At 69.8% G+C, this 19,514-nt stretch carries 25 protein-coding genes; 12 read left to right on the plus strand and 13 right to left on the minus strand.

The annotated features are described in order from the left end of the window. The first annotated feature begins 64 nt into the window (after positions 1-64). The 4 genes from DI276_RS26705 (at position 65) to DI276_RS26720 (ending at position 5,112) form a co-directional block, all read left to right on the plus strand. Complete coding sequence (locus DI276_RS26705; protein ID WP_112268143.1) at positions 65-616, plus strand: TIGR03086 family metal-binding protein; 552 nt, start codon at positions 65-67, stop codon at positions 614-616. Between the two features lie 9 nt (positions 617-625). Further along, complete coding sequence (locus DI276_RS26710) at positions 626-1,312, plus strand: aspartate/glutamate racemase family protein (RefSeq protein WP_112268145.1); 687 nt, start codon at positions 626-628, stop codon at positions 1,310-1,312. A gap of 18 nt (positions 1,313-1,330) precedes the next feature. After that, positions 1,331-1,837: a hypothetical protein gene (locus DI276_RS26715; RefSeq protein WP_112268147.1), complete on the plus strand. Its 507-nt coding sequence runs from the start codon at positions 1,331-1,333 to the stop codon at positions 1,835-1,837. Positions 1,838-2,052: 215 nt separating this feature from the next. Beyond that, complete coding sequence (locus DI276_RS26720; RefSeq protein ID WP_232836933.1) at positions 2,053-5,112, plus strand: S8 family serine peptidase; 3,060 nt, start codon at positions 2,053-2,055, stop codon at positions 5,110-5,112. Positions 5,113-5,150: 38 nt separating this feature from the next. Here DI276_RS26720 and DI276_RS26725 read toward each other — a convergent pair whose 3' ends face one another. The 5 genes from DI276_RS26725 to DI276_RS26745 are packed head-to-tail and all read right to left on the minus strand — an operon-like array spanning position 5,151 to position 8,479. Then, complete coding sequence (locus tag DI276_RS26725) at positions 5,151-5,564, minus strand: YciI family protein (RefSeq protein ID WP_198680929.1); 414 nt, start codon at positions 5,562-5,564, stop codon at positions 5,151-5,153. Positions 5,565-5,569: 5 nt separating this feature from the next. Next, positions 5,570-5,971 (minus strand): VOC family protein, encoded by a 402-nt coding sequence (locus DI276_RS26730; protein WP_112268153.1) that lies wholly within the window; start codon positions 5,969-5,971, stop codon positions 5,570-5,572. 50 nt (positions 5,972-6,021) lie between these two features. Then, complete coding sequence (locus DI276_RS26735) at positions 6,022-6,603, minus strand: TIGR03086 family metal-binding protein (RefSeq protein WP_112268164.1); 582 nt, start codon at positions 6,601-6,603, stop codon at positions 6,022-6,024. Between the two features lie 4 nt (positions 6,604-6,607). Continuing rightward, a complete protein-coding gene (locus tag DI276_RS26740; RefSeq protein WP_112268166.1) occupies positions 6,608-7,264 on the minus strand; it encodes an RraA family protein in 657 nt (218 codons plus the stop codon). A 57-nt stretch (positions 7,265-7,321) separates the two neighbouring features. Next, entirely contained in the window at positions 7,322-8,479 is a 1,158-nt protein-coding gene (locus DI276_RS26745; protein ID WP_232836934.1) for an MFS transporter, read from the minus strand. A gap of 65 nt (positions 8,480-8,544) precedes the next feature. Between DI276_RS26745 and DI276_RS26750 the strand changes: the two genes are divergently transcribed. Continuing rightward, positions 8,545-9,291: a DeoR/GlpR family DNA-binding transcription regulator gene (locus tag DI276_RS26750; protein WP_112268170.1), complete on the plus strand. Its 747-nt coding sequence runs from the start codon at positions 8,545-8,547 to the stop codon at positions 9,289-9,291. After that, complete coding sequence (locus DI276_RS26755; RefSeq protein WP_112268172.1) at positions 9,288-9,824, plus strand: HAD family hydrolase; 537 nt, start codon at positions 9,288-9,290, stop codon at positions 9,822-9,824. Before DI276_RS26750 ends, DI276_RS26755 begins: the two co-directional genes overlap by 4 nt. A 1-nt stretch (position 9,825) precedes the next feature. Here DI276_RS26755 and DI276_RS26760 read toward each other — a convergent pair whose 3' ends face one another. Further along, on the minus strand, positions 9,826-10,590 hold the full coding sequence (locus DI276_RS26760; protein WP_112268174.1) for an SDR family NAD(P)-dependent oxidoreductase: 765 nt from the start codon (positions 10,588-10,590) through the stop codon (positions 9,826-9,828). 86 nt (positions 10,591-10,676) lie between these two features. Between DI276_RS26760 and DI276_RS26765 the strand changes: the two genes are divergently transcribed. Genes DI276_RS26765 through DI276_RS26785 form a run of 5 tightly spaced genes read left to right on the plus strand, consistent with a single transcriptional unit; the run spans position 10,677 to position 14,054 of the window. Then, positions 10,677-11,510 (plus strand): helix-turn-helix transcriptional regulator, encoded by an 834-nt coding sequence (locus DI276_RS26765; protein ID WP_112268176.1) that lies wholly within the window; start codon positions 10,677-10,679, stop codon positions 11,508-11,510. Positions 11,511-11,565: 55 nt separating this feature from the next. Continuing rightward, the gene (locus DI276_RS26770; RefSeq protein WP_112268178.1) at positions 11,566-12,666 is read left to right on the plus strand and encodes a zinc-dependent alcohol dehydrogenase; all 1,101 of its coding nucleotides are present in this window, start codon (positions 11,566-11,568) and stop codon (positions 12,664-12,666) included. Next, entirely contained in the window at positions 12,663-13,136 is a 474-nt protein-coding gene (locus DI276_RS26775; RefSeq protein ID WP_112268180.1) for a tautomerase family protein, read from the plus strand. Before DI276_RS26770 ends, DI276_RS26775 begins: the two co-directional genes overlap by 4 nt. Positions 13,137-13,144: 8 nt before the next feature. Next, entirely contained in the window at positions 13,145-13,462 is a 318-nt protein-coding gene (gene cmtR, locus DI276_RS26780) for a Cd(II)/Pb(II)-sensing metalloregulatory transcriptional regulator CmtR (protein WP_112268182.1), read from the plus strand. Beyond that, positions 13,455-14,054 (plus strand): cation transporter, encoded by a 600-nt coding sequence (locus tag DI276_RS26785; RefSeq protein WP_112268184.1) that lies wholly within the window; start codon positions 13,455-13,457, stop codon positions 14,052-14,054. The genes cmtR and DI276_RS26785 overlap by 8 nt, the downstream gene beginning before the upstream one ends. On the opposite strand, the gene DI276_RS26790 is transcribed toward DI276_RS26785, so the two are convergent. Genes DI276_RS26790 through DI276_RS26810 form a run of 5 tightly spaced genes read right to left on the minus strand, consistent with a single transcriptional unit; the run spans position 14,051 to position 17,641 of the window. After that, complete coding sequence (locus tag DI276_RS26790) at positions 14,051-14,584, minus strand: vitamin K epoxide reductase family protein (RefSeq protein WP_112268186.1); 534 nt, start codon at positions 14,582-14,584, stop codon at positions 14,051-14,053. The two genes, DI276_RS26785 and DI276_RS26790, sit on opposite strands and share 4 nt — an antisense overlap. Then, entirely contained in the window at positions 14,581-15,177 is a 597-nt protein-coding gene (locus DI276_RS26795; RefSeq protein ID WP_112268189.1) for a DsbA family protein, read from the minus strand. Before DI276_RS26795 ends, DI276_RS26790 begins: the two co-directional genes overlap by 4 nt. Before the next feature lie 50 nt (positions 15,178-15,227). Next, positions 15,228-15,596: a hypothetical protein gene (locus tag DI276_RS26800; RefSeq protein WP_112268191.1), complete on the minus strand. Its 369-nt coding sequence runs from the start codon at positions 15,594-15,596 to the stop codon at positions 15,228-15,230. 30 nt (positions 15,597-15,626) lie between these two features. Then, positions 15,627-17,069 carry a carboxylesterase/lipase family protein gene (locus tag DI276_RS26805; RefSeq protein ID WP_112268193.1) on the minus strand — a complete coding sequence of 481 codons (1,443 nt, stop codon included), beginning with the start codon at positions 17,067-17,069 and terminating at the stop codon, positions 15,627-15,629. A gap of 5 nt (positions 17,070-17,074) precedes the next feature. Beyond that, entirely contained in the window at positions 17,075-17,641 is a 567-nt protein-coding gene (locus tag DI276_RS26810; protein ID WP_157984962.1) for a TetR/AcrR family transcriptional regulator, read from the minus strand. Positions 17,642-17,764: 123 nt separating this feature from the next. Between DI276_RS26810 and DI276_RS26815 the strand changes: the two genes are divergently transcribed. Then, positions 17,765-18,079, plus strand: coding sequence for a hypothetical protein (locus DI276_RS26815; protein WP_112268197.1), 315 nt, complete (start codon positions 17,765-17,767; stop codon positions 18,077-18,079). On the opposite strand, the gene DI276_RS26820 is transcribed toward DI276_RS26815, so the two are convergent. Both DI276_RS26820 and DI276_RS26825 read right to left on the minus strand, forming a co-directional pair. After that, a complete protein-coding gene (locus DI276_RS26820; RefSeq protein ID WP_112268199.1) occupies positions 18,046-18,675 on the minus strand; it encodes a short chain dehydrogenase in 630 nt (209 codons plus the stop codon). The two genes, DI276_RS26815 and DI276_RS26820, sit on opposite strands and share 34 nt — an antisense overlap. Further along, entirely contained in the window at positions 18,672-19,490 is an 819-nt protein-coding gene (locus tag DI276_RS26825) for a helix-turn-helix transcriptional regulator (protein ID WP_232836935.1), read from the minus strand. Before DI276_RS26825 ends, DI276_RS26820 begins: the two co-directional genes overlap by 4 nt. Positions 19,491-19,514 lie beyond the last annotated feature (24 nt).

The following is a 19,514-nucleotide window of genomic DNA, read 5'->3' on the forward strand; positions in this document are numbered from 1 at the left end:
GGCAATCCTAGGTTGGCGCGTTTCTTCAAGAACGCCGAACCACGCGGCCCATAGCGTCACGTTCATGAAGCTCAGCGTTCTGCTCGACCGAGCCCGCGACCACGCGTTGCCCGTCATCGCGAACATCAGCGACGACGACCTGACCAAGCCCACCCCGTGCGCCGACTACGACGTCCGCGCCCTGCTCGACCACCTGCTGCACGTCGTCGTGGAGTTCCAGAAGCTCGCGGCCAAGCAGGACGCGGACTTCAGCCACACACCGTCCTATCCGGACTGGCGCGCCCAATACCCGGCCGAGACCGCGAAACTGGTCGAGGCGTGGAGCCGGCCCGGCGCCGACGAGGGCATCGCGGGCCAGATGAACCTGCCGTCCACCGTGGTGGGGTCGATGGCGTTGCTCGACCTGACCGTGCACGTGTGGGACCTCGCGCGGGCGACCGGCCAGAGCTACTCCGCCGACCCCGAGGTGCTCGACGCGCTCGACGCGTTCGTCGAGCAGATGGGACCGATGGCGCAGCAGGAGAAGGTGTTCGGCCCGCCCGTCGACGTGCCGACCGCCGACGCCCTGGAGGCGCTGCTCGCCAGGACCGGCCGCCACCCGCACTGGAGTGCTTGACTGGAGCCCATGCTGACCATCGGGATGCTCGGCGGGATGAGCTGGGAGAGCAGCGCGGAGTACTACCGCCTCGCGAACGTGCTGGTGCGCGAACGCCTCGGCGGCCTGCACTCGGCGAAGGTGCTGCTGCACTCCGTGGACTTCGCCGAGATCGAACGCATGCAGGTCGAGGGCCGCTGGGAGGACGCGGGCAAGGCGCTCGCGGCGGCGGCCGCGGAGGTGCAGGCCGGCGGCGCGGACTTCCTGTTGCTGTGCACCAACACCATGCACAAGGTGTTCGACCAGGTGCAGGCCGCCGTCGACATCCCGATGATCCACCTCGGCGACACGACGGCTCAGGCCATCAAGAACGCGGGGCTGACCACGGTCGGGTTGCTCGGCACCGGGTTCACCATGGACCAGCCGTTCTACCGCGAACGGCTGGAGTCACACGGGCTGCGCGTCCTGCTGCCTTCTCCTGAAGATCGCGCGACTGTGCACCGGATCATCTACGACGAGCTGTGCGTGGGCATCGTCCGCGAGGAGTCCCGGCGGGCCTACCAGGACGTGATCGCGCGGTTCGACGGCGCGGAGGGGATCATCCTCGGCTGCACGGAGATCGAGCTGCTGATCACCCAGGCTGACGTGCCGCTGCCGGTGTTCCCGACGACCCGCCTGCACGTCGAGGCGGCCGTTGAACGGGCGGTTCGCCCTTGACACCCCGATAGTGGGTGGGTGGAGAACGAGCGGTTCGCGTGGTCCGGCCGCGACTGGCGGATGCCGGTCTGGCTCTGGCTCGGCCTGGTGACGATGTTCGTCAGCGTGCTGCACATCGTCATCGACTTCGGCGTCGGTTTGTTCGACCTGCGCGGAACGCTGAGTCTGACCGAGGCGACCACCCTCGTCGGCGTCGCACTCATCCAGATCTGGTGGGCGGTGTCCTTCATGGCGGGAGCCCAGGGCCACGGCAGCGGTGTCGCCAGCGCCGGGATCCTCGGCGCCGGCTGGGCGGCGCTGACCAACGGCTTCCCGATCGTCTACTGCCCGCCCGTGTGTGCGGAAGCGCGGCCGCTGACCGACATCGGCCACCTCGGCAGCATCGTGTTCGGAATCCTGCTCGCGCTCGTCGCCATCTGGACGTTGTGGCGCGCTCGGGTGCGACCGCACTGGTTCATGCCGGCCGTTGCGACAGCCCTGGTGATCGGGACTGTCGTGTCGCTGGCGAACACCCCGATCACGTGAGCGGCCAATTCTGTGAATCTGTGATGTGATCCACGCCGCAACGCGAACACCCTGCGAAGGGTCTTAGTCACTGAGGGCTAGTACGCCTCCACAGTGAACCAGGGGAGTTCGCGTTGAAAAGATCACATCTCGCCGCAGGACTGACGGCTGTCGTGGTTGCCGCCACGGCAGCCGTTCCTGTTTCAGCAGCACCAGCGGCACCGCAGGAACAACAGGTGCGTGCCGACGGGCTGACCACCAAGGTCACGCTCGTCACCGGTGACGAGGTCGTCGTCACCAACGGCAAGGTCCAGGTCCGCGGCGCCAAGGGCAGGGAGCACGTCGGGTTCCGGTCGTACACGGACCCGCGCGGCGACCTGCACGTCGTGCCCGCGGACGCCCAGGCCCGGCTCAACTCCGGTGAGCTGGACGAGCGGCTGTTCGACGTCTCGCTGCTCGCCAGGTCCGGCTACGACGACGCGTCCAGCAAGACCATTCCGCTGATCGTGCAGGGGCAGGGGATCAGCGCGGCGAACGCCGAGTCGTTGCCGAGCATCAACGCACACGCCGTGCAGGTCGAGAAGAACGCCGGGTTCTGGTCCGGGGCTCGCGCGGCGGGCACCGGCAAGATCTGGCTCGACGGCGTGGTCACCGCGTCGCTGGACCGCAGCGCCGCGCAGGTCGGCGCGCCCCAGGCGTGGGAGAGGGGCTTCACCGGCAAGGACGTCACGGTCGCGATCCTCGACACGGGCGTCGACGAGACGCACCCGGACCTCGCGGGTGCGGTCGTCGAGTCGAAGAACTTCAGCGACAGCGACTCCACCGACGACCGCCTCGGCCACGGTACGCACGTCGCCTCGACGGTCACCGGTGACGGCAAGTACAAGGGCATCGCGCCCGACGCGAAGCTCGTCAACGGCAAGGTGCTCGGCGACCACGGCGGCGGCCGCGAGAGCGACATCATCGCCGGCATGGAGTGGGCCGCCACCAAGGCCAAGATCATCAACATGAGCCTCGGCAGCTCGTGGCCCGACGAGGGCACCGACCCGATGTCGCAGGCGCTCAACCGGATCACGGCGCAGACCGGCGCGTTGTTCGTCGTCGCCGCCGGCAACTCCGGTGGCCCGATCGGTTCGCCCGCCGCCGCCGACGCAGCCCTCACCGTCGGCGCCGTCGACCGCGACGACAAGCTCGCCGAGTTCTCCTCGCGCGGCCCGCGCTGGACGAACAACGCGGTCAAGCCCGACATCACCGCGCCGGGCGTCGACATCGTGGCGGCCAAGGCCAAGAACGGCCAGATCGGCACGCCCGTGGGTGACGGGCACGTGTCGTTGTCCGGCACGTCGATGGCCACGCCGCACGTGGCCGGTGCGGCCGCGATCCTCGCCGCGCAGCACCCGGCGTGGAAGGCGGAGGACATCAAGGCGGCGCTGATGAACACCGCCAAGCCCAACCCGTCGTTGAGCATCTACGAGCAGGGGGCCGGCCGTCTCGACGTGGGCCGCGCCGCGTCCGCTCCGGTGACGACGTCGGCCGGCAGCTTCTCGATGGGCACCGCGTTGTGGCCGCACGACGACGACAAGCCCATCACGCAGAAGCTGACCTACCGCAACTCCGGTTCGTCCGACGTGACTCTTGACCTGAGCGTGGCCGAGGTGAAGCCCGCTGCTGCTGGGCTCTTCAGCGTGTCGCCGGCGAAGCTGACGATCCCCGCGGGCGGTTCCGCGGACGCCGTGGTCACCGCCGACACCCGCGCCGCCGTGCCGGACGCGATCTACGGCGCCGTGGTGCTGTCGTCCGACGGCGTCCGGGTGCCGATCGGCGTGGAGAAGGAAGTCGAGAGCTACAACGTGAAGCTCTCGTTCGTCGACCAGAACGGCCAGCCGGCGCCGAGCTACACCTACCGGTTCGTCAGCATCGACCAGCCGAAGGCGTACTTCCGCACCGACCCGGCCACGACGCTCGTCCAGCGCCTGCCCAAGGGCGAGTACTTCTTCGACTCGTCGGTCTACACGCCCAACGCCGATCCGATGAAGCGCGGCCACACCATGGCGGCGATCGAGCCGGCGTTCAGCGTCACGGCCGACACCGACCTCGTGATCGACGGCCGCCAGGGCAACAAGCCGGGCATCACGGTCGACCAGAAGGAGGCCGCGCCGGCCGCGTCCGAGCTGGCCTTCGCGATGGAGACCAACTGGGGTCTCACCGGCACGACCTGGATCCTGCGCGACTTCGAGAGCATCTCGGTGCGCCCGTCCAAGTCGTCCTGGCCGAAGTTCACCTTCCACGCGCAGAGCGTCCTGGCCCGCCCGGACGGCACCGGCAACTTCGAGGGCAGCCCGTACCAGTACCACGTGCGGATCGCCGAGAAGACCCGCGTGCCGGCCAACGTCCAGCGCACGGTGTCCGACCGCGAGCTCGCGCAGGTCAACTCCGTCACGCACCTCCGCGTGCCGGGCTCGATCGGCCAGCGTGACAGCGGCGCTTCCGGCCCGCTGCCGTTGCGGCTCAAGGAGTTCTACACGCCCGACGTCGACTGGCCCGGCTCGCTCACCGAGTTCGCGAAGCTCGGCGAGTACCCCGGCCACGGCTACCAGTACTCGGCCGCACCGCGCGTGTTCAAGCTCGGCCGCCCCGTGACCGAGCACTGGAACAGCGCCGTCTACGGCCCCGGCGCGCCTCATGACCCGCGCTACGTGCGGTTCGCGGGCCGCGTCGGCAACCTGCTGCGCATGGACATGCCGATCTTCGGCGCCCAGGGCATGTTCGGCGGCAGCGAGCACACCGGCAAGACCGTGGTTTCGTCGGACGGCAAGGTGCTCTACGAGGGCAACTACGCGGGTTCGGCGTACGTCCCGAACGTGCCGGCGGAGAAGAAGCGCTACCAGGCACACGTCGAGGCGACCCGCGCCGGCCAGTCGTCGCAGATCACCGCCGACTGGCAGTTCACGTCCGAGTTCGTCCCGGGCGAGGACTACAAGCCGGTGCCGCTCCTCGCGGTCCGGTTCACCCCGCAGCTCGACGACCACAACCGGGCCGGCCGCGTGGTCACCGTGCCGATCACGGTGGAGCGCAACGGAACCGGTGTCGTGACCGACATCAAGGCGCCGGCCGTGCAGGTGTCGTTCGACGAGGGCAAGACGTGGAAGCCGGTGCCGTTGCGCAAGACGCGCGGCGGGTGGCAGGTCACGTTGGTGCACCCGCACGGGGCCAAGAACGTGTCGTTCAAGGCTCGGGCGGCGGATGCGGGTGGTGAGGTTCAGCAGACCATCATCCGTGCGTACGACCTGAAGTGATGCGTGGTGAGGGGCCGGGTTCTGCCGGCCCCTCACTGCTACTTCTTGTACGGCGCGAAGGTCTCCGGGTCCTCGGTAGGCGGCCCCATGATCGGGTGCACCTCGATCGGCGCGTTCAGGATCTTCCCGCCGGGCCCGGGACACGCCGACGCCCGCCGCGCGATCTCCACCACGCGTTCGTGGCTGTCCACGTCGACCACCCAATACCCGGCGATGACCTCCTTGGACTCCGCGAACGGCCCGTCGACCACGATCGGCTTGCCGTCGTCGCCACCGCGCACCACGAACGCGCGCGCCGGGCCGCTCAGGCCCTCGGCCTGCAGCAGCTCACCGTTGGCCTCCAGCTCGGCGTTCAGCGCGCCCATGTAGTCGACCATGCGGTGCAGGTCCTCGTCCGACCACGCGGCGACGCCCTCCCAGTCCTCCTGGTTGCCGCCGAAGGTCACCAGCATGTACTTCACTTCTTCCACTCCCCACCAGTTGCGCGGGCCTTGATCTCCTGCACGGCCCAGCTGTTGCCGTCCGGGTCGTCGAAGAAGATGAACGACCCGCCGTCCATTTCGTTCATGCGCACGATCTCGCCCACCTCGACGCCGCGCTCGATCAGTTGGGCGCGGGCCTTTTCGAGGTCCGACACCACCAGCTGCACGCCCTTCAACGTGCCGGGCTCGCCCTTCACGATGCCCTTGCCCAGCACGATCGAACAGCCGGAGCCGGGCGGGGTGAGCTGCATGATGCGGGTGTCCTCGTTGAAGGTCGTGTCGTGGTCGACCTTGAAGCCGAGCTGCTCCTCGTAGAAGCGCTTGGACCGGTCCAGGTCCGATACCGGCACGACGATGACTTCCAGGGTCCAGTCCATGGCCCGTACTCCTTCTCGACGAACTGCCTTGCACGGAGCCGTCGAAGTGCTCAGAAGTTTTTCGACACGGGGTCCCGGCCCACATACCCGAGCAGCCGGTCCTGCAGCGGCGCGTCGTCGGGCACCGGGACTTCGGCGCCGTAGACCTCGATGCCGGGACCGAACGCGCCGGGCGTGCGGAAGCGTTCCATCAGGTCAGGCGGCACGGACTGCGCGGTCGCCCAGAGCCGTTCCACGTCGGCCGCGGGGATGGTCTCGTCCTGGCCGGTGGCGCGAGCGAGGTCCCAGCCGTGCAGCACGAGGTCGTCGCTCACCACCTGGTCGATGTGGTCTTCCAACGTCATGGGGCCACCGGGCGTTGAGACCTCAGCTTTTGCGCGCTCCGAACCCAGGGCTTCCTCGACCTGGCGACGTGCCTCGCGGAAGTCGGCGAGCACGTCGTCGGTGCGTGGGATCGCAACGCCGAGCATCACGCCGTGCATGTCGATGACGTGGTCCACCACCCCACGCGCGGTCCACTTGGCGCACGGCGACGGGTTGTCCCACTGGTCCGCACGCACCGCGGCGACTTTCGCCTCGAACGCCGCAGCACGCGCCCGATACCTCGCCAAAATCGATGTTTCGGGGATCATGGCCTCACTCCTCGACGGCGCCGCCGATCTTGCGCAGATGCTCGCGGAACGTCAGCCCGCTCGCCAGGTATTCGCTGAACCTGAGCTGACTGCGCAGGGACTCACCCTGCCTGACCCGCTCGGCCTGCGCGCGTTCAACGTCGCGAATCCCCGCCGCCTTCTCCAGCACCGCCTCCACAGACGCAGCAGGCACGAACAGCACGCCGTCGTCGTCGCCGAACACGACGTCGTCGGACGTGACGGTCCACTGGCCGACCTCCGCCGTCGAGAGAGCCTCGGGCGCACGGTCGCGCAGCGACAACGGACCGGTCGGGTTGGTGCCGAGGCTGAACACCGGCAGCCCGATCGCGCGGATGTCCTGGGTGTCGCGGTGCAGGCCCCAGATCACGACCCCGGCCAGCCCGGCGGCCTGCGCTTCGAGCACGATCAGGTCGCCCACGCAGGACTCGTCGGTGCGGCCGTCGTTGTCCACGACCAGCACATCGCCGGGCTGGGATCGTTCGAGGGCTTCGAGGAAGATGTCGACGCTGCCCGCGTGCCGGGCGGGCAGGACGCGGCCGGAGGTCCTGGTGCCGGGCACGACCGGAGTCAGGGTGGCCGTGCGGACCGGGATGCCGAGCCGGATGCACGCGTCGGCCAGGTGAGCGGTGGTGAGGTCCATGCCGCACAGTCTTACGCCGACATGGCTCGACTCGGCCCGCAACACCCCCGCCGAGCTTCACGCCGCCACGCGTTCCTCCACCGGCTCGTTCCTCAGCACCCCCGCCGACAAGGCCGCGATCACGCAGAACGCCACCGGCAGCAGGAACGCGACGTTGAGCGGCATGAGGTGCGTCAGCCATCCGATCACGGCAGGTCCGGCCAGCACGCCGATGTACCCGATGCCCACCACGCGCGACATGTTCGCCGCGGCAGCACCGGCTTCCTCGTGGCCGGCGGCGCTGAACAGCTGCGGCACCGTGCCCGCGAGACCGGCCCCGGCGATCGCCCAGCCGACCAGTGCCAGCCAGATCCACGGTGACAGCGCCGCCGTCGCGATGCCCGCCGCGCCGATCGCGGAGCCCCAGCGCAGCACCGCCACCGGGCCGACCCGCGCGGTGATCCGGTCCGCGAGCAGCCGTCCGCCGGTCATCGTCGTCGCGAACGCGCCGTAGGCCAACGCTGCGACCTCCGGCGCGGCGCCGAGAACGTCCTGCAGGTGCAGCACGCTCCAGTCGTTCGCCGAGCCCTCGCTCAGCATGATCAGACCCGCGAGCGCCGCCATGATCCAGATGCGGCGCGGCACCTTGCGCTTGCCAACGACCTGGACGTGGTGCTCTTCCTTCTCGTTGAGCAGCGCACGAGCCGTGACGAGGCTGACGACGACACCGAGCGCTGCGGCCAGACCGAGCGTCACGGCGGGGGAGAGATCCCAGCTGAGTGTGCGCGCACCGGTCAACGCTGCCGCCACACCACCGAGCGACCACGTCGCGTGGAAGGCCGACATCACCGGACGCTTGTAGTGCCGCTCCACCACTACGGCGTGCGCGTTCATGGCGACGTCTATCAGCCCATTGCCGATGCCGAAGATGAGCAGCGCCGCACCGAGCGTCCACTGTCCGACGGCCAGACCAGGCAGCACGGCCGTGAGACTGCAGAACACACCCGCGATCGGCAGGATCAGCTTCACGCCCATCCGGTCGGCGACCTTGCCGCCGATCCGCATGCCCACGAACGCGCCCAGCCCGAGCAGCAGCAACAACCGGCCGAGCTCGGCGTGGTCGATCCCGGTGCGCTGTTCGATCGTCGGGATGTGCACGAGCCACAGCCCGAGCAGGAACCCGTTGAGCACGAAGTACGTGAAGGTGGCCACCCGCGCGGCCTTGAGAGCGTTCACATCGAGCACGCTAACGAACACTCGAGATGTTCGAAAGATTGAGTTTCGCACATCACTCGTGTTCAATGCTCACCGTGTCCCGTTTGAAGCAGATCACCGAGGCTGTCCGCGACGCGGGCTCCCTCGGCGTGGCCGACCTGGCCGCGCTGACCGGCGCCTCCGAGATGACCATCCGTCGCGACCTGGAGGTCCTCGCAGCTCAGGGCGTCCTCGAACGCTATCGGGGCGGTGCCCGCAGCCTCATCCTGCGCGGCGAGGAACCCCCGTTCGCACTGCGCTCGGACGAGAACCTGGAAGCCAAGCGCCGCATCGCCACCAAGATCGCGGGCCTGATCGCGGACGGCGAGTCGGTCGTGCTCGACAGCGGCACCACCTGCCTGGAGGTCGCCCGGCTGCTGCACGACCGCCGCCTCACCGTCATGCCTCTCTCGTTGCACGCGGTCAACGCGCTCTCCGGCAGCACGACCTTGACCTTGCTCGTGCCCGGTGGCCGGCCACGTCCTGGTGAGCTCGCGCTGACCGGACCGCTGACGCTGGCATCCCTGCAAGCCCTGCGCTTCGACACCGCCGTGATCGGCTGCTGCGGACTGTCCGCTGCCCAGGGACTCACCGCTTTCGACCTGGAGGACGCCTCGGTGAAACGTGCCGCCATCGCCTCGGCCCGGCGCGTGATCGCCGCCGTCGACGCCTCGAAACTGACCCGCACCGCGCTGGCGTTCGTCGCGCCGGCGTCCTCTTTGGACGCTGTGGTGACCGACGCGGACGGCGACGAAGGCCTCGCGGAAGCCGGTGTCACGGTGGTGTCGGCATGATCGTGCTCTTCGACATGTTCGGCGTGATCGCCCGCGACCAGTCGCCCGAGGTGATGGCGAAGATGAGCACCTCCCAGGAGTTCTGGGATGCCTACTGGGCGCACCGCCCCGCCTACGACCGCGGCGACGTGACGGCGGAGGAGTACTGGGACCGAGTCGGCCACCCGCCGCAGATCCAGCACGACGTCCAGAGCTGGAGCCGCATCGACTACGAGATGGTCGCGCTCCTGCACGAGTTGCACAACGCGGGCCGGCGGATCGCGTTGCTGTCCAACATCCCCGAGGACCACGCGCGGAACTTCGAACGCACCCACGCGTGGCTGGACCTGTTCGAGGTGCGCGGGTTCTCGTGCCGGATCGGCGCCGCGAAACCGGAGCGCAAGGCGTTCGAGTGGTGCCGCGACCGGCTGGGCGACGACGACATCCTGTTCGTCGACGACAAGCTGGAGAACGTCAGGGCCGCCGAGCTGGTCGGGATGCACGGCCACCACTTCACCGGGATCGACGGCCTGCGCGTCCGGCTCGGCACCTGACTCAGGCTCCGGCGCCGCCGTCGACCGGCACGATCGCGCCCGTCACCATCGAGGCGCGGTCGCTGAGCAGCCACGCCGCCACCTCGGCCACCTCGCGCGGCTCGGCCATGCGCCCGAGCGGTGACGCCGCGTTGATGCGCTCGACGATGCCGGGGGTAGCCGCCTCCCACGCGTCGATCATCTCCGTGGCGGTGCCGCCGGGCGTGATGCCGTTGACTCGGATGCCCTGGCCGGCCCAGGTCACGGCCGCGGTCTCGGTGATGCTGTTGAGAGCGCGCTTCATGGCGCCGTAGGCGGGCAGGGCGGGGTTCGCGCGGCGGCTGCCGATGCTCGAGGTGTTGACGATCGCCCCGCCACCGTTGCGCCGCATGAGCTCGGCCTCGGCGGTCATGGCGGTCCAGTGCGCCCGGAAGTTCACCGCGAACTGCTCGTCGATGTCGTCGTCGCTCGTGGTGTCGAGGGGGCCGGGCTGTTGGATCACCGCGCCGTTGTTGAAGGCGCCGTCGAGCCGTCCGTGCAGCTCGTCGACACGATCGACCGCCGCGCGGATGCTGGCGCGGTCGGCGAGGTCCAGGGTGACGGCGTCGGCCACGCCTCCTGCGGCGCGGATCTCGGTGACGATGCGGTCGAGGGCGTCGGTGCTGCGGGCGGCGAGCACGACGGCGGCGCCCTCGGCGGCGAACAGCGTGGCCGCGGCGGCTCCGATGCCGCGGCTGGCGCCGGTGATGAAGATGACCTTGCCGGTGAGCATGTTGTTGTTCGTCATGACGACAAGTTCAGCCCGGATGCCTGAGCGGATTCAGGTACAGGCTGTACCAGGATCCGCCGCCGCCGAACGGGCAGACTCGGGGTATGAGCAAGCAGGAGCTCGCCGCGTTCCTCCGCAGCCGCCGCGAACGGCTTCGGCCACAGGACGTCGGCCTGCCGTCCGGCCCGCGCCGCCGGACGCCGGGTCTGCGCCGCGAGGAGGTCGCCGTCCTCGCGCACATCTCCACCGAGTACTACGTGCGGCTGGAGCAGGGCAGGGCGCCGTGGCCGTCTGGCGACGTGGTCGCCGGGCTGGCGGGCGCGCTGCGGCTCACCGACGCCGAGTCGGACCACCTCCACACGCTCGCGGGTGCGGCACCGGCCCGCCCCAAGACCCTGCGGCGCGACGTCCGCCCGAGCATCCTCGCGCTGCTCGAACGGCTGCCGCAGACCGCCGGGTTCGTGGTCTCCGCCGCGTTCGAGGTGCTCGCGTGGAACGACCTCGCGGCCGCGCTCATGGAGGACTTCGCCGCGCTCGCCCCCGAGGACCGCAACCTCGCCCGCCGGGCGTTCCTGGGACGGCAAGACACACCGCTGTACGGGATCGACGACGCCGCCGAGTTCCGCCTCCACGTCGTGATGCAGCTCCGCGCCACCCTCGCCCGCTATCCGGAAGACCCCGCGCTGACCGGGCTCGTCGAGGAACTGCACGCCAGCCCCGACTTCGCCCGGCTGTGGGAACGGCACGACGTGCAGGCGGCGCCGACGCTCACGAAGACGTTCCGCCACCCAGTCGTCGGGGACGTCACCGTCGACTGCGACTCGCTCGCGCTCACCGACAGCGACCAGCACCTGGTGCTCTACAGCGCGCCGGCCGGCTCTCCCGGAGCGGAGGCGCTGGCTCTGCTGAACGTCCTCGGCCCGAAGGCCATGCTGTAAGGTCCGCCTCTGCGGTTATAACGAGTGTTATAACCGCAGAGGAGAGGCAGGACGAGTGCGTGAGCTGCGGTTCGAACGGGCAGGCCGGCTGGCCTGGCACGAGCGCGACCGACCGGCGCTGGTCGACCCCGGCGACGCGATCGTGCGGCCCTTCGTCGCGGCGCGCTGCGACGGCGACACGCTGCCGATCCACCGGCCGGTGTCCCGTGCTCTGCAGGCGGGGATGGCGCTGGGCCTGGTCGACCCGGTCGTCGGCGCCATCTGCGGCACCGTCCCGTTCCGCGGCCCGTTCGCCATCGGGCACGAATGCGTCGCCGAGGTCCTGGAACTCGGCTCGGCGGTGACCGGCCTGCGCGTCGGCCAGCGGGTGATCGTCCCGTGGGCGGTGTCCTGCGGCACCTGCGGACCGTGCCTGCGTGGCCTGACCGCCAAGTGCGCCACCACTGCGGGCGACGGCGTCCTGGCCGCCTACGGGTTCGGGCCGGCCAGCGGACCGTGGGGCGGCATGATCACCGACCGGCTGCGGGTGCCGTTCGCCGCGCACATGCTCGTCCCGGTGCCCGACGACATCCCTGCGCACCGGGTTGCCGCGGCGAGCGACAACCTCGCAGACGCCTGGCGCGCGGTCGTGCCACCGCTGGCCGTCCGTGAAGGCGGTTCGGTGCTCGTGCTCGGTGGCGGCGCCAAGAGCATCGGGCTTTACGCGGCCGGACTCGCGATCGCGCACGGTGCGTCCACTGTGGACTACCTCGACCACGGCGCCGAACGCCGCGCCATCGCGGAATCCTTCGGCGCACGAACGCATGCCAACGGCCGTTACGACGTGGTCGTGGAAGCCACCTCACGCTCAGCCGGGCTCCGCCGCGCTCTCCGTGCACTCGCGCCGGGCGGCGTGTGCGCCGCAGTCGGCTACTACCTCGGCACCGGCACCCGCGTGCCGCTGATGCACATGTACGCCACCGACGCGACGCTTCGCCTCGGCGTCTCCCACAGCCGTGCCGTGCTGCCCGACCTGCTCGATTTCGTCGACCGCACCGGCTTCCCCGCCGAACGCGTCACCACCCTCCTCGCACCTTGGGAAGACGCCCCGGCCGCCTACGCCGCCAAGACGACGAAGGTCGTCGTCCACCGCGAACCCCTGGGGAGCAAGCCTTGACCGTCATCACCGTGAACACCGCGAAGGACCGCCTGACCCGCGAACAGCGGCGCACCCTCGCCGAGACGCTGACGGACGCCGTCCTGGTGCCCGAGATCGGCCAGTTCGTCCCGGCCGCCCGCACCGGCTTCCAGGTGCACTTCGTCGAGCGCGAGCCGGACATGATGGCCATCGGCGGCCGGCTGCTGGCCGACGTGCCCGGCCTCGACGTCATGGTGATCGACGTGGCGGTCATGGACGCCGACTGGCGCCAGGAGGTCCGCACCCAGGTCGTCGAACGCGTCCTCGCCGCACTGGCCGACGCCTGCGGGCTCGACCAGCCGGCACCGGCCTGGTGGGTCAACTTCCGGGTGATCGACGAAGGCAGCTGGGGTTCGAGCGGTGGCGTCCTCTCCGTGCTCTCCCTGCTCGACAGCGGCGTGTTCACCGAGGAGAAGGCGCATGCCATTCTGACAGCGCTGGCTGTATAGTTCAGCGAGTGCTGACCTGTGAGACCCGTGAAACCGCTTTGGCCAGGCTGGGCAAGGCGCTGGCCGACCCGACCCGCTGCCGCATCCTGGTGGCGTTGCTCGACGGGCCGGGCTACCCGGCGCAGCTGGCCGAGAAACTGCAGCTGACCAGGCCGAACGTCTCCAACCACCTGTCCTGTCTGCGCGGCTGCGGCCTCGTCGTCGCCACGTATCAGGGTCGCCAGGTCCGCTACGAACTGGCAGACCAACGCCTCACCAACGCCCTCAGCGAACTCGCCGACGTCGTGCTCGCCGTCGACCCGCAGCCGGAGTGCGTCGATGACTGACACCCGGCGAGCGGTCCTGACCAGGCGAGTCCGGCTGCTGGTCGCCGCGACGATCACCTACAACGTCATCGAAGCGGTCATCGCGCTCGCCGCCGGCACGGCAGCCGACTCGACCGCGTTGATCGGGTTCGGCCTCGACTCGGTCATCGAGGTGGCGTCGGCGGCGGCGGTCGCGTGGCAGTTCTCCGGCGCAGACCCCGAAGCACGAGAACGCACCGCGCTCAGGGTGATCGCGGTGTCGTTCTTCGCACTCGCCGCCTACGTGACCTTCGAGTCGGCCGCCGCGCTCATCACCCAGGACCGCGCCGAGCACTCGACCGTCGGCATCGTGCTGGCGGCGGTCTCGTTGCTGGTCATGCCCGGACTGAGCTACGCGCAGCGCCGAGCCGGCCGCGAGCTCGGGTCCGCGAGCGCCGTGGCCGACTCGAAGCAGACGCTGCTGTGCACCTATCTGTCCGCGGTGCTGCTCGTCGGGCTCGGCGTCAACAGCCTGTTCGGCTGGTGGTGGGCCGACCCGTTGGCAGCACTGGTGATCGCCGCGGTGGCCGTCCGGGAAGGGCGAGAGGCCTGGCGCGGCGACCACTGTTGCTAGACCAAAGTGGACCAGTAGAACCAGAACGCCTGCAGCACCCCGCCCGCGATCACCAGGTACCACAGGATCAGCACGACGCTGTGGTACTGGAAGGTCGGCCGGATGTTGCGCAGCGTCGTGTACCAGAAGATCGGGATCGTCACCGCCCACACGACCATGCAGTACGGGCAGAGCGCGCCGATCTCGTACAGCGACTGGAAGATCAGCCAGTGCACGAACAGCACGCCGAACGTCACGCCGACCTGCAGCCCGATCCACACCCACGACGGCAGCGAGACGCCCGCCAGCAGCAGGACGCCCAGCGTGGTCACGACCGCGAAGCCCACGAGGCCGAGCAGCGGGTTCGGGAACCCGAACACCTCGGCCTGGGTGGTCTTCATGATCGAGCCGCAGCTCAGCACCGGGTTGATGCTGCACGTCGGCACGTAGAACGGGTTCTTGAGCAGCGCGATCTTCTCGACCGTCAGCACGAACGAGGCGATCAGGCCGATGAACCCGCCGATCGCCAGCACCCACGGCACGGGCCTCACGAAAGCTCCTTGTCGATCGCGGACTTGAGCGCGTCGTAGGTGGGCGCGCCGGTGAACTTGGTGCCGTTGATGAAGAAGGTCGGCGTGCCCGTCACCCCGAGCTTCGCGCCCTCGGTGCGTGACGCCAGCACCTGATCGCGCAGCGCCGGGGCGTCCAGCGCCTTCTCGAACGCGGCCGGGTCGAGGCCGAGCTGCTGCGCGAACCCGACGAACGCGGCCCGCTGCGACGTCTGCTGGCCGCCCCACTCCTGCTGCGCGGAGAACATCAGCTTGAACATCTCGTCCCGCTTGCCCTGCGCACCGGCGGCCTCGACCGCGACGGCGGCCAGCTCGGCGTTGCGGTGGCTGGGGATGGGGAAGTGCTTGATGGTGAACGTGACCCGGTCGCCGTACTCGCCCTTGAGCTTCTCCACGCCGGGGTGGGCGGCGCGGCAGGACGGGCACTCCAGGTCGAGGTACTCGACGACGGACACCTTGCCGCCGGAAGACTGCGGTGCGGCGGTCGTGTCGTTGCGGTTGAACAGCAGGAAACCGGCGACCACCACAGCGACGACGGCGACGATGACCAGGGACAGCCGAGCGTTTTTGGACATGACGAAACCTCCACGAAAGCGGGAAAGGGACTGAAGACCGCGAAAGCGGTCTATGTGCGCAGCACGCAGAGCTGCGCCAGCCGCACTTCCAGCCGACGTGAAGGACGAGACCACACAGGCGACGGCACCAGGCGCACGAGCACGGACCCGGACCGCCGCAGCACGGCGAACCCGATCAGCACCGCCAGCGCCACCACTAGACAGGCACCCGCGACGAGGACGCCCTCGAGCAGCCCGCCGTCGTCGGCCTGGTCGGAGTGGACGACCGCGTGGGTGCTCGACGTGGGGCATTGCGCGGTCCAGGCGAACTCCGTCTCACACGGGGTGCCCTGCATCATCGCGACCCCGGCCACCAGCGCGAGCACGGCGAAAACCCGCGCGAGGTACGCGCGGGTTCGCGAGCTGCGGGTGCCGGACACGTGATCCAGCGTAGCGATTCGCCGCGGGTGCTAGTTCCAGAACCCCAGCTTGTGCTCGGCCGCGTAGTCGACCCGCCCGATCGCGCCGGGTGCCAGCGACTGCACGTACTGCCCCTCGGCGAACCGCGGCCACCCCGGCGAGCCACCACGAGCGAAGTCCGTCCAGGTCTTGATCATGTGGTCGGACAGGCCGCGGTCGTGCGCGAAGTCGTCGTCCGGGAACAGGTAGTCGATGTCGGCCGAGTGGCGGGCATCGCGGGCAGCGAACTCGAACGCGTACACCGGCGCCTTCGCGGCGTACAGGGTGTTCTGCCGGAACGTCGCCCGCGCCCACACGCGATCCGTCAGCACCCTTGCCCAGGCCTCCTTCGGCGATGCGAACGAGCCGGCCGGGTACTCGCGCTCGATCTCGGCCGCGCGATCGGGAAACGCCTCCCGCACCAGCCGCGAGTAGTCCTCAGTGGACATCGGCTCCGGACGGAACAGCTCGACGAAGCTGGTGTGCTCGTCCCGGGTCGCTCCAGCGAGAATCGGCACGTCGGCGAACTCGCCCGCCTCCAGTGACTCGGCGGGCGGCCGAGGCAGCAGCGAACCGCCGTACCCGACCGGCTGGAAGATGTTCATGATCTGCGGATGCTCCAGCAGCTTGGCGACCGGCAGCTGCCGCAGGCACTCGACGTCCGCGCACCCCAGCTCACGCGTGATCATCGCGCCGATCTCCTGGATCTCCGCGACCGGCCGCCACGCGAGCGACGGCAACGCCTCCAGGTCCGGGTACCAGGCCCCCTTCGGGACGTCCACCAGCGTGAAGGAGCTGTGCATGATCGCCCGGTGGAACAGCCGCGACTGCCCGATGAGGTGCGCGCTGACGGCCGTGGCGCCGAACGACACCCCGAACAACGTCACGTTCCCCGGATCCCCGCCGAACGCGGAGATGTTGCGCTGCACCCACTCCAGCGCCGCGCGCTGGTCGAGCAGCCCGAACTCCCCGGAGTCCGCGAGCCCCGGCAGGCCGAACCCGCCGAACACGCCCATCCGGTAGTTGAGCGTCACCACGACGACATCCCCTTGCCGCGCAAGACGTTCCGCGTTGAAGTAGTGCCCGGCCCCGATCGCCCCGTCGCCGTGAACCCACACCATCACCGGCTTGCGGCCAGTGACCGACGGCGTGGTGACGTTCAGGAACAGGCAGTCCTCGTCGGTGCTCTTCGTCGCCGAGTAGCTGGAGCCGACCTGCGGACACGGGCTGCCCGGCTTCAGCACGTCCCGCACGCCGCTCCACGCGGCCGCCCTGGCCGGCGGCTGCCACCGCTGCGCCGAGGCGTACGGAACCCCCTGGAACACCAGGTGCCCGGCGCGCTGATCACCCCTCAGTTGCCCGGTGTCGACGGAAACCACGTTCGACGGCACCGCATCCCCCTTCCCGCACGCGCTCACGAAGAGCAGTGCGGCCAACAAGATCCCCCGACGCAAGATGACTAACCCCCTGTGGCCAGCTCGACGACCGCGACCAGCTCCTTCTCGCAGACGTCGAGATCGAGTGCCCCGGACCGCAGCACGACGCCGTTGCGCATCGCGAGGATGAACACCGCCATCACGTCCGGGTCGAACGCGCGGAACTCGCCGGCCTGCTGCCCCAGCCGCAGCAGCTGAGCGAGTGCCACGTGATCAGAGTCGGCGATGCCCCCGTCGGTCACCGCCGCGTGCGCCCTGATGCGCAGAAACGCGAGCATGTCGGCCCGGTGCTCCCGGACGAACGCCACGTTGGCGCGCAGAAACGCCGCCAGCTCGTCGCGGGCGCTGGGCTGCCCCATGCGCTCGGTCACGAACGCCTGGAAGCGCTCCAGGACGTCCGCGAACACCACGTCCACCAGCTCCTGCTTGTTGCGGAAGTGGTACGAGATCAGCCCGGTGCTGCTCAGCCCGGCACGCGCGGCGATCGCCTTGAACGACGTCTCCGCGTAGTCGAGCTCCGCGATCGTGGCGATCGCGGCCTGCACGATCTGCGCCCGCCGGGCCTGCTCCGTGACCGACTTTGCTCGCATGAGCAAAATTTAGCACAGCTGAGCAAAACCGACCCCGGGGTCCACCGGGATCTGGCAGCAGCCCGCGCCGCGACGGCGAAGTACCACGTCCTCTCACCCGCGATCGCCGACGGCTACACGCCGGTGGACGCCCACTGCGTCGAGTCGCCGGCCGGCGTGATGGGGTGCCACCACGTCAACTTCGCCCTGTTCGGCGCGCCGCTCGACGTCCGCAAGCCGGCGATCCTGGTCTACCAGCCGACCCCCGCCGGTGGCCGCGAGCTGGTCGCCGTCGAGTACGCCGCGGTCGACCAGGACCAGAAGCTGGACACCGACAGCGACCGCCCGTACCTGTTCAGGCAGTGCTTCGACGGCCCGATGCCGGCACATGTGGCAGCACAACCCGGCGGGCATGTTCGCCCAGTTCAACCCCGCGGGGTCCTGCTGGCCGGCCCGTAGGCACGGACTACCTGACCTGTGACGTCCTCTTCGACGCAGGTCAGGTAGTCCTGCACCAACTCGTGCATCGGCACGACCGGCATACCGGGGAACAGCGCCGAGAACTCGTCCGCGGAGTCGCTCACCAGCGCGGGGCTGACGACGTTGACCCGCATCGCGCGCGGCAGTTCGAGCGCGGCCGACCGCACGAAGCTGTGCAGCGCACCGCTGATCACGCCGCCGCCGGTGACGCCGGGCCACGGCTGGTCGGCGAAGATCCCGGACGTCAGCGTGAACGACGCCCCGTCCGCGCAGTGGTGCTGGCCGGTGAGCACCAGGTCGGCCTGGCCGTAGAACTTCGCCCGCATGTTCTCGTGCAGTCCGTCGGCCGTGAGCGTCCGGAAGTCGTCGAGCGCTCCGTGCGCCGCGACGCACACCACCGCGTCGACCGCCCCGATCTGCCGGTACATCGCCTCGATCGACTCGTGCGCGGTCAGGTCGACCCGCACGTCGCCTGTGTTGCGTCCGGCCGTGAAGACCTCATGGCCGTTGGTGCGCAACGCGGGCACCAGACGACGTCCGATCGTGCCCTCTCCACCTACGACGACGGCCCTCATCCCAGCAACGCCAGCGCATCGGCGTCGGATGATCCGGCCCGCGCGTAGAACAGGCCGATCTGCTGGTCGTCGTCCGGCAACGTCAGCGTCTCGTTCGCCAGCCGCATCCGCCCGACCACGGGATGCGCCATCTCCCGCTCGTAGTACGAACACGTCCGCACCGGCCGCCGCGCCCACATGCGCGCGAACTCCGGACTGTCCACCGCCAGCTGCCCGACGAGCTGCGCCAGCACCGGATCGCCTGGATGCCGTGCCACCGCCTGATGTAACGCCGCGACGGTCACCAGCGCCTTGGCCGGCCAGTCGCAGTACAACGCCCGGTGGTGCGGATCGAGGAACAGCATCCGCGCGATGTTCGGCCGCACGCGCGCGTCCGGTGCATCGACCGCGACATGGCCCGCGAGCAGCAGATGCCCCAGCCTGTTCCACGCGAGCACGTCCGCCCGATGATCGATCACGACCGCCGGAACCGCCATCACCGCAAGCATTTCCCGCACCGACGGCCTGAGCCGGCTGCGTCGAGCCCTCGGCCGGACCGGTCGCCGCGGAGCCGCCAACGTGCGCAGGTGCTCGTGTTCTGCAGCGTCGAGACGCAGCGCCGACGCCAGCGCGTCGATCACCGCAGCCGACGCACTGGCGCTGGCACCCTGCTCGAGACGCGTGTAGTAGCCGACGCTCACCCCGGCCAGCTCGGCCAGCTCCTCTCTGCGCAGCCCCGGAACCCGCCGGTGCGTGTGGCCGGGCGGCACTCCCGCCGCGGCCGGTGTGAGACTTTCCCTGCGGCTGCGCAGAAACCCACCCAGATCGTTGGTCACCGGCCCATCGTGGCGCGTCCGGCC

It is taken from the genome of Lentzea terrae (assembly GCF_003265345.1).
In the GTDB taxonomy this organism is placed as follows: Bacteria; Actinomycetota; Actinomycetes; order Mycobacteriales; family Pseudonocardiaceae; genus Lentzea; species Lentzea terrae.

Coding starts and splice junctions, on each gene's coding strand:
- DI276_RS26705 (WP_112268143.1), top strand. CDS start 65: ATGAAGCTCAGCGTTCTGCTCGACCGAGCCCGCGACCACGCGTTGCCC.
- DI276_RS26710 (WP_112268145.1), top strand. CDS start 626: ATGCTGACCATCGGGATGCTCGGCGGGATGAGCTGGGAGAGCAGCGCG.
- DI276_RS26725 (WP_198680929.1), bottom strand. CDS start 5,564: ATGCTGGTGACCTTCGGCGGCAACCAGGAGGACTGGGAGGGCGTCGCC.
- DI276_RS26730 (WP_112268153.1), bottom strand. CDS start 5,971: ATGGACTGGACCCTGGAAGTCATCGTCGTGCCGGTATCGGACCTGGAC.
- DI276_RS26735 (WP_112268164.1), bottom strand. CDS start 6,603: ATGATCCCCGAAACATCGATTTTGGCGAGGTATCGGGCGCGTGCTGCG.
- DI276_RS26740 (WP_112268166.1), bottom strand. CDS start 7,264: ATGGACCTCACCACCGCTCACCTGGCCGACGCGTGCATCCGGCTCGGC.
- DI276_RS26750 (WP_112268170.1), top strand. CDS start 8,545: ATGCTCACCGTGTCCCGTTTGAAGCAGATCACCGAGGCTGTCCGCGAC.
- DI276_RS26755 (WP_112268172.1), top strand. CDS start 9,288: ATGATCGTGCTCTTCGACATGTTCGGCGTGATCGCCCGCGACCAGTCG.
- DI276_RS26760 (WP_112268174.1), bottom strand. CDS start 10,590: ATGACGAACAACAACATGCTCACCGGCAAGGTCATCTTCATCACCGGC.
- DI276_RS26765 (WP_112268176.1), top strand. CDS start 10,677: ATGAGCAAGCAGGAGCTCGCCGCGTTCCTCCGCAGCCGCCGCGAACGG.
- DI276_RS26785 (WP_112268184.1), top strand. CDS start 13,455: ATGACTGACACCCGGCGAGCGGTCCTGACCAGGCGAGTCCGGCTGCTG.
- DI276_RS26795 (WP_112268189.1), bottom strand. CDS start 15,177: ATGTCCAAAAACGCTCGGCTGTCCCTGGTCATCGTCGCCGTCGTCGCT.
- DI276_RS26810 (WP_157984962.1), bottom strand. CDS start 17,641: ATGCGAGCAAAGTCGGTCACGGAGCAGGCCCGGCGGGCGCAGATCGTG.
- DI276_RS26820 (WP_112268199.1), bottom strand. CDS start 18,675: ATGAGGGCCGTCGTCGTAGGTGGAGAGGGCACGATCGGACGTCGTCTG.